Origin of the sequence: Bacillus sp. JJ864, from assembly GCF_036963045.1 — a bacterium.
Lineage (GTDB): Bacteria > Bacillota > Bacilli > Bacillales > Bacillaceae_G > Bacillus_A > Bacillus_A pseudomycoides_C.
Genome location: NZ_JBALLY010000141.1, coordinates 479 through 5,834, shown reverse-complemented (window position 1 = coordinate 5,834; position 5,356 = coordinate 479). Strand labels below are relative to the sequence as shown.

Annotated in this window: 4 protein-coding genes and 1 pseudogene; all 5 read left to right on the top strand. The window is 32.7% G+C overall.

Annotation, left to right across the window (positions count from 1 at the left end; genetic code table 11):
- Window positions 1-339 precede the first annotated feature (339 nt).
- The 5 genes and pseudogenes from V7024_RS19425 (at window position 340) to V7024_RS19410 (ending at window position 4,839) form a co-directional block, all read left to right on the top strand.
- Window positions 340-1,896 (top strand): PA14 domain-containing protein, encoded by a 1,557-nt coding sequence (locus V7024_RS19425; protein WP_335522884.1) that lies wholly within the window; start codon window positions 340-342, stop codon window positions 1,894-1,896.
- A 23-nt stretch (window positions 1,897-1,919) separates the two neighbouring features.
- Window positions 1,920-2,192: pseudogene (locus tag V7024_RS24475) on the top strand (carbohydrate binding domain-containing protein); the annotation flags it as partial.
- A gap of 3 nt (window positions 2,193-2,195) precedes the next feature.
- Window positions 2,196-3,578, top strand: coding sequence for a DUF2380 domain-containing protein (locus V7024_RS19420; RefSeq protein ID WP_335522882.1), 1,383 nt, complete (start codon window positions 2,196-2,198; stop codon window positions 3,576-3,578).
- 16 nt (window positions 3,579-3,594) lie between these two features.
- Window positions 3,595-4,179, top strand: coding sequence for a hypothetical protein (locus tag V7024_RS19415; RefSeq protein WP_335522880.1), 585 nt, complete (start codon window positions 3,595-3,597; stop codon window positions 4,177-4,179).
- A 48-nt stretch (window positions 4,180-4,227) separates the two neighbouring features.
- Window positions 4,228-4,839, top strand: coding sequence for a hypothetical protein (locus V7024_RS19410; RefSeq protein WP_335522879.1), 612 nt, complete (start codon window positions 4,228-4,230; stop codon window positions 4,837-4,839).
- Window positions 4,840-5,356 lie beyond the last annotated feature (517 nt).

The following is a 5,356-nucleotide window of genomic DNA, read 5'->3' as shown; positions in this document are numbered from 1 at the left end:
AGTAACAAGATGGTGATAATCAGGAAATGGGGATGGGTTAAAAAATGCACTAGTATGTTCCTCGCAATGACATTAACCATTCCAGCTTTAAATGGGTATGCAGCAACTAATGATACGTAGGAACAAAAAGGTGGTGAAGTACATTATAACTGGGGTTACGGGGCACCTTCGGGTGTAAAAAGTGACAATTTCACAGCTAAATTTGATCAATCAAGAACATTAAATGCAGGTAATTATTTTGTACAGACACTAGCAGATGATCGTGTAAAAGTTTCTTTTGACGGGAAACAAGTTATTGATCGCTGGTATGATGTTGGTGGAAAAATTGACCGCGCTATCGTGACCAATGTACAACAAGGAAATCATAAAATTCAAACTGATTATTATGAAAATACTGGTCAAGCAGCTATCTTTTCTGATATTGTACCATTTGATTCTTGGCTAGTTTATTATTATCCGAATACTAATTTAGACGGATATCCTGTTGATGCGAAGGTTATTGCACCACAAGGTGATGAGAAAGCACTTGTAGAAAATAATGGAGAAGGATCACCGACCTCGAAAGTACCAACAAATAATTTTTCAGCTCGATATACTACAGTAAAACGGTTACCAGCAGGTGAATATATTATTCGTGGAAAAGCGGATGATGGTATGCGGGTATATATTGATGGAAAACTCGTCATAGATGAATGGAATACCGGAAAATGGGATAAAGAGCATGCTAAAAAAATTACAATTCAAGATAATACAGCTTCTGAGGCTATTGGTAAAACCAATGAAAAAGACACTCACTTGATAGAAGTACAATATTTAGAATTCGGTGGAGGAAGTAATATTCAGTTCAATATTCAACCGTATAGCAAAGCTATACAATCTAATACTTGGATTGCAGAATACTATAACAATAAGGAACTAAAAGGCGATGCTATTGTTTTAGCAGGTAAAAATCCGCAAAATAAGATTGAAAATATTGACTTTGATTGGAAAGATGGATCTCCAAGTACAAATATTCCAAATGACAACTTTTCAGCACGTTATACTAAATACGATGAATTTTCTCAGGGAGACTATACATTTGAAGCTAGGGCTGATGATGGGGTTCGCATATATGTCGATAATATGAAAGTTATTGATTCCTGGATAGGAAGTGCTGGAGACACTCGTAAGGCTACCGTTCCTATGACTGCGGGTACTCATAAAGTAGTGATAGAATATTTAGAACTTAGTGGCAATGCGCTAATACAAGCACATTATTATAAAAATAAAGAATCAGAAACGAATAATAATATTCCAAATAATAACCTTATCGGGAACGGGGATTTTGAAAGTGATATAGAGAAGCAATTATGGGAAAAAACTCTAAATGCGGGTGCACAACTCTTTAAAGATACAAAGGAAAAACCTCCTGAAGGGTCTAGTGCATCTTCTATTCGAGTTGATGTATCTAAAGGCGAAAATAGCATAGCATCATCGAGGTTAGTAGAGTACAAGCAACGAGTTAAGGTATCTCCGAATCAAACATACTCTCTAAGTATTTGGAGCAAAACAAAAGGTGAAAACATCTCCAGAAATATTGATTTAACTTTCTTTAAAGATGAAAGTAACTGGATAAATGATGCTTTAACTATGCCAACATATACAATTAACTCCAAAGAAAATTGGAGCAAAAGTGAATATGTTTTCACCACCTCTCCCACAACAAACTTTATAGAGGTTAAAATTCGAATCGGAAGGAATTTATTAGGAGTATCCAAGGGGAGTGTATGGTTTGACTCAGCTAATTTAAAAGCTATACAGCCAAACATGGTTGGACAAACAACAAAATTTAATAATTGGAAAGTAGACACTAGCACCCCTGGAACTGTTGGAAAAGCGAACCCTATAATGATTTAAGTACCCTATCTCAAGATAAAACAGTCCATGCACCAACAAGTACTGGTAATTCTTCTTTAAAAGTAGATGTTAAACCTAAGACCAATGATTATGGGAATGTCATACTGAAACAGTCCGTTAAGGTTAAACCAAACCAAAGTTATGTTTTTGATAGCTGGATTAAGAGTGAAAATTTAAGTAATGCGGTTGTACGAATAAATGTTGTATTAAATGGAGAAAATGCTCCTGCTTCAGAAAAATATATTTATAAAGCAATCCATGTTCCTGAAAAGTCAAGCACAGATTGGTTTAATAAAAGATTGATATTTAAAACCTCTGAACAAATCACAGAAGCTGAAATTATAATTCAAATCTCTTATCCAAATGACAAAGCGAGTGGAAAGGTTTGGATTGATAATCTTAGTCTTGTTGAGAATAATCAAGTGGGGGTCCGTGATTATTCACCGTATGGGGGAATGGTACCTTTTTCCCCAGACCAATCATTTGATCAATTCATGGCTGATATAGAGAGAAACGGTAAAGTACTAGAAAAAGCATTTAATGATTTAAATAATGGCCTCACTCAAATGAAGGCAAGCATGAACCAGATGTTATCGGGCTTTAATCAGATGAATAAAGCATTGTCTGAAATAAATAAGGCTGTAAATGACCCTAACGGGATAATTGGGACAATTAACTTAGGATTTAATCAAATGAATGGAGCATTGTCTGAAATAAATGCGAATGTAAATGACGCTAACGGGATAATTAACCAGATGTTATTAGGCTTTAATCAGATGAATGAAGCATTGTCTGAGATAAATAAGGCTGTAAATGACGCTAACGGGATAATTAACCAGACGTTATTAGGCTTTAATCAGATGAATGAAGGCATAAATCAAATAAATCAATCCATGTCAGAAATGAATGACAGGCTAGATAAAATGATTATTGATTTGTCCAATTTTAATGTCACACTTAACTTTTCAGATTTAAATATAGATACGAGTGATTTGGATGAGGCTAGAAGAATAATAAATAACATGGATTTAAACTTTAAATTTAACGCATACAATTTCTCAGGATTTAAAATAAACGATATAGATTACAATTTTCCATCAGGTTATTCTGATCCTGAATTAGACGAAAGAATGGTTTCTTTCTTTGAATGGTACCCTATCCTAGGACAAGGTTTCGCCTTGGGAGAGCTAGCAAATAATCACGGTTCAGCATATGAACGTTTAGTGCTAGTTTTAAGTGTAGTAGGTGGTGGAGAAGGTAAGGCTGTTGGTAAGGGTTCTGTTAAATTAACAAAAGAAGCTACCAAAGAGGCTAAAGAGTTAATTACGGCGACAAAAAGACAGGATAAACAAAGAAGTATCTTTGAAAAATATACAGGCTATGCAGCAAAAGGTGAAGTTCATCATGGGTTACCAGAACAATTTTCACAATGGTTTAAAGACCATGGTATAGATGTAAATGACCCTAAATATTATTATGATTTACCAAAAGGTTTGCATCGACTTAAAGAATTTGGTGGTATCCATACAAATAAAAGCCCACTAGGTAAACACTGGAACAGAATATGGAAAGAATGGGTTAAAGATCATCCAAATGCCACTGCACAACAGATAGAAGATCAGTTAAACTATATGGTAAAAGAAGCTGGAATGACACCATATCAAGCCAAACCAAAAAAATGATTAGGAAGTGATGATTTTGACTTTTTATATAATGAGAGAAACTTATGCTAATTTTGCAGAGCCAATAGAAGGTGTTAACACATTTGCTAAAGAAAGTTGTGACACATGTGGTGGAATATTGAGGGTAAAACAACATCCATTAAGAATATATTTTCAAGGAAAAAGAATGGCAGATTTCTACTCTATACCTCAATATACATTTATCAGTGATAAAATGCAGAAAGCATTATTAGACAATAATATAACAGGATTTTCTCTTGAACCCATTATTTTGGAAGAAGAAGCAATACCATTTATGAAATTGCCTTTGGATCATGCGAAAACATTAAAAGAATTGGCTGTCCATGGTGATGGAGGATATATATGTAATAGCAATGGAGAGCAAATTAAAAAATGCCAGCATTGTGGGAGAATTTTAGAGAATACACGTACTATAGAAGGATTAAGTGTAAATCTAAAAGAATGGGATGGTTCAGACATATTTTTCTTCAAAAACTGGTTTGGGGTCATTATTGTGACAGAAAAAGTGAAAGAAATTATTAAAAAACATAAATTGAAAAATATTAGATTTATAGATCTCGCAGAATTTAGATTTGCTTAATATTAACAACACCACTGATAAGATATATTTTTAAGTAGAAGGTGACAAATGATGAAAAGAAAAAATCTGATGATATTAAGTATAGTATCTATTATTACATTTTTAGGTGCTGGTTACTTAACCTATAGTATAGGTGTTGAAAAAAAGAACAGTGATAAAGTGTATGCTGAAGCTAAGCAAAGCTCCTCAAACAAACAAACAGAAGAAGAACATCAAAATTCAGAAAACAAGAAAGACACTACTAATAATTCAGTTGAAGAATCTGTAGAAATTTCTGTAGAACAACAAACATATACATTAGAAGAAAAAGAAAATATAAAAAAATCAAAAGAAGATTCAAATGATGAGGTTGTAAAAAATTTTTTATATCAACTCTATACGCAAGACAAATTGCTTCCATTAGCTTTTTCGGAAGCTGCTATAGGAAAAAATATAAGTAAATTAAGTCAACAAGAACTGCAGGAATTATCTCAAAAAATTTATACCACAATTACAAAGGGTAAACTTATTGCAGATGGGAAAATAGAAAATATACAACGTAATGAAAATTATGATGTATATGCAGTAAAACTCAAGTTAAAAACGGATACGGGAAGTTCTGAAGAAGTATGGGAACTAAAAATTGATAAAAACGGAAAAATAATCAATGAAATTAATTGATCTTCAATGGAATTAAAATTTGTTTAATTATTTCTAAATTAAGTCCTCCCTCACTTACATAATGAGGGGGGACTTTTATGTTATACAACCAATAATTAAGAAATATTTAGGTTAGAAAGGAGTTCTTCAACTTATGGTTATAGTTGCGGAAAAGGAACAAACAGAAAGCAAACGACGACAGGCTCATGTAACTTTGAAATAAAGTCGCACTGTTCATAAAAAAGATGTACCGTTTTAAAGAAAGTTATATTGTTTTCAAAAAAATTGCACCGTTTTATACCTTTTCGATTAAAGAATTCTAAGTGAATTATAATCAAACTTTTTTCAAAAACTACATTTAGATAAAAGATTGTTAATTGCGTGTCAATTAATGATCTTTTTTTGAAAATTAACTAGTAACACTCTTTTGAAAACTGATAATAAAGTTTTTGACTTCGTAATAAAAAGCTAATATACCAATCAAAGTGAAGGAAGCATAAGTCTTCCAAAAACAAAAAGAAGCATAAGTCTTCCAAAA

Bases quoted from the DNA above. Each gene is read 5' to 3' on its own strand.
- V7024_RS19410 (WP_335522879.1), top strand. From the start codon at position 4,228: ATGATGAAAAGAAAAAATCTGATGATATTAAGTATAGTATCTATTATT.